We start from the raw sequence: 2,728 nt of genomic DNA on the forward strand, positions 1-2,728 counted from the left end.
CTAACGGGTGCGTTAGTTGTGCGAAATGTTTCTAACTTAAATTGAGAATGGTCACATTACTCAGGTAAAGGTTAGACAGTTCCTTACGGAACTGAAGGGTTATATCGAAGAATCAAATGATAGGGTAACGCCTTGAAGGGTTCTCTCTAAGTCGAATAGCATTGATTTAGTAAGAATGACAGTGTTATAAGCTCGGCAAAAAGGCGTGAGAATTTACCGTATCAGTTCGGCTGGCGAAAGCCTACCTGCGGAGGTGGTGTAAATCATGATGCTTGAGTTGAATGAATATGGTGAGAATGTAAATAAACCTAAATTAAAGGTTGAGCTGACGAACTTTCGAATGTACGGGTCTACACGCACAATACATAGAAATGTGTATATCACCAAATGTGAGGTTAGCAGTGGATAAGTAAGACTAGCTTATATGAAAATCCATGATATGTTACAGGCATATGAACGGCTAACAGGCTTAGAGGAAGCACCTAAGTTCTTTCTATAATAGATATAATTCAACGTTGTAAGCTGATAACGTGGAGGGCTTACTCCTAAAGAAGCGTTGATAAGGAAAACACTAGTGAGAATAGCTACTGTATAACTTATCTTTGTATCAGTGAAAGTGGTGGCACAGTACCGATGAAAGGTCTAATCAACCCGAAGGGATAGCCACTAGACTAGTGAAGAATCATTCAACCATGTAAGACAGTTCTTTATCGGTTAATAAGGTTCTTGTGAGACTAAAAGAGGTTCAACTCCCAAGGGAGTCACCGACTTGTTGAAACGAAAGAAACTGAGACACAGTGAGTATTACGATATGCAACATTGTTTTGACAACTTGTATGCTCAAAGTGTAGATGGTCAAAATTTCTATGGCTTAATGAAACTGATTAGTTCCAATGAAAATATACGTCTCGCTTATCGAAATATCAAGAGAAATACAGGGAGTAAAACGGCAGGGACAAATAAGTTAACGATTGACGATATTAAACTTTTATCAGTAGAAAAGGTAATTGGACATGTCAAAAATATGTTTCAAGCATATAAACCAGAAAATGTTCGGCGTGTTTTCATTCCTAAAGCAAATGGGAAAGTAAGACCATTAGGAATCCCAACGATATGGGATAGAATTCTCCAACAATGTATCTTACAAGTATTAGAACCCATTTGCGAGGCAAAATTTCATAAACACAGTTATGGATTTAGACCGAATAGAAGCACTCATCATGCGAAAGCAAGATTGGAATCACTAGTAAATATGGTGGGTCTCTATCATTGTATAGATGTAGACATAAAAGGATTTTTTGATAATGTGCATCACAGTAAATTACTTAAACAAATATGGTCACTGGGAATAAAAGATAAACCATTACTCTCTATCATATCAAAGCTATTAAAAGCAGAGATTGATGGAGAAGGTGTACCAACAAAAGGAACTCCGCAAGGAGGTATTCTATCACCACTTTTATCGAATATCGTTCTAAATGAACTCGATTGGTGGGTAAGTAATCAATGGGAAAACTTTCAGAGCAACCATGTATATAAACATAATGGAAGCAAAGTAAAAGCACTCAAGAAATCAAACCTAAAAGAATGTTACATTGTTAGATACGCTGATGATCTCAAGGTATTATGCCGTACTCGCTCGCAAGCGATTAAAATGAATTATGCCATTAAGGATTTTCTTAATACTAGACTACACCTTGAGACAAGTGATGAAAAATCAAAGGTCATTAACTTAAAGAAGAATTCGTCAGAATTCCTTGGGTTCTCTTTCCGAGTGATTAGGAAAGGAAAGACAAGGATGGGATATGTAGCTCAATCTAATATGACGAAGAAAGCAAAGTCTAACGCACTCATAAAAATTAAGGATTCTATAAAAGAAATTCAGAAAAAGCCATGTGCTGAAACAGTTTGGCGTTACAATACTGTCGTAATGGGGATACAAAACTATTACGCAGCAGCCACTCAAATTTCTGAAAATCTAAGTGAGTTGTCCTCCCATCTAAACAAGGCTTTATATAATCGATTGAAGAATATCAGAACAGAAGCTAAGTTTGATGACATGACTAACACACTACAAAAACGCTATAAAGGTTACTTACCACAATACTTTAAAATACAAGACATGGTGTTTGTGCCCATTTATGCCCAACGGCATAAAACAAACCTATGTTTTTCTCAAGAAACGTGTAACTATACTGCCCGAGGCAGAGCGAAAATACACAACAACCTCAAAGCGATTAACAAAAGAGTGTTAAGCAATGTCATGAAAAAATTCATTCCAAATCGAACGATTGAATACAACGATAACCGCATTAGTAAGTTCATAGCCCAATACGGAAGGTGTGCCATAACAGGAGTTGAGCTAGGTGCAAATGACTGGCACTGTCACCACAAGAATCTGTTTCATTTATCAAAAGATGATAGGTTTTCCAATCTGACAGTGCTTCATGAAGCAGTCCATCGACTTGTACATTTAAAAGATATTAAGAAAATCAAAACTCTAGTTAACTCCTTCGAACTGAACAAAAAACAAAAGGAAAAGGTCAATGAATTGCGAAAACAATGCGGAAACCCTACAATCTAAATTTGGTACCAAACTATGCTTCATTTAAATACTTAGAATTGAATGAATTGGACTAGTTGGAGCGCCGTATGCGATGAAAGTTGCACCTACGGTGCGAGCAGGGGGAAAAGGGAACGATAACTTCAAACCCTTACCTATCTGCAT

1 protein-coding gene is annotated in these 2,728 nt (G+C 37.0%); it reads left to right on the forward strand.

The features are described 5' to 3' along the window. The first annotated feature begins 772 nt into the window (after positions 1 to 772). Entirely contained in the window at positions 773 to 2,584 is a 1,812-nt protein-coding gene (ltrA, locus tag SB775_RS27235; protein WP_486360704.1) for a group II intron reverse transcriptase/maturase, read from the forward strand. The last annotated feature ends 144 nt before the right edge of the window (positions 2,585 to 2,728 follow it).

The organism is Peribacillus sp. SIMBA_075, from assembly GCF_046534585.1.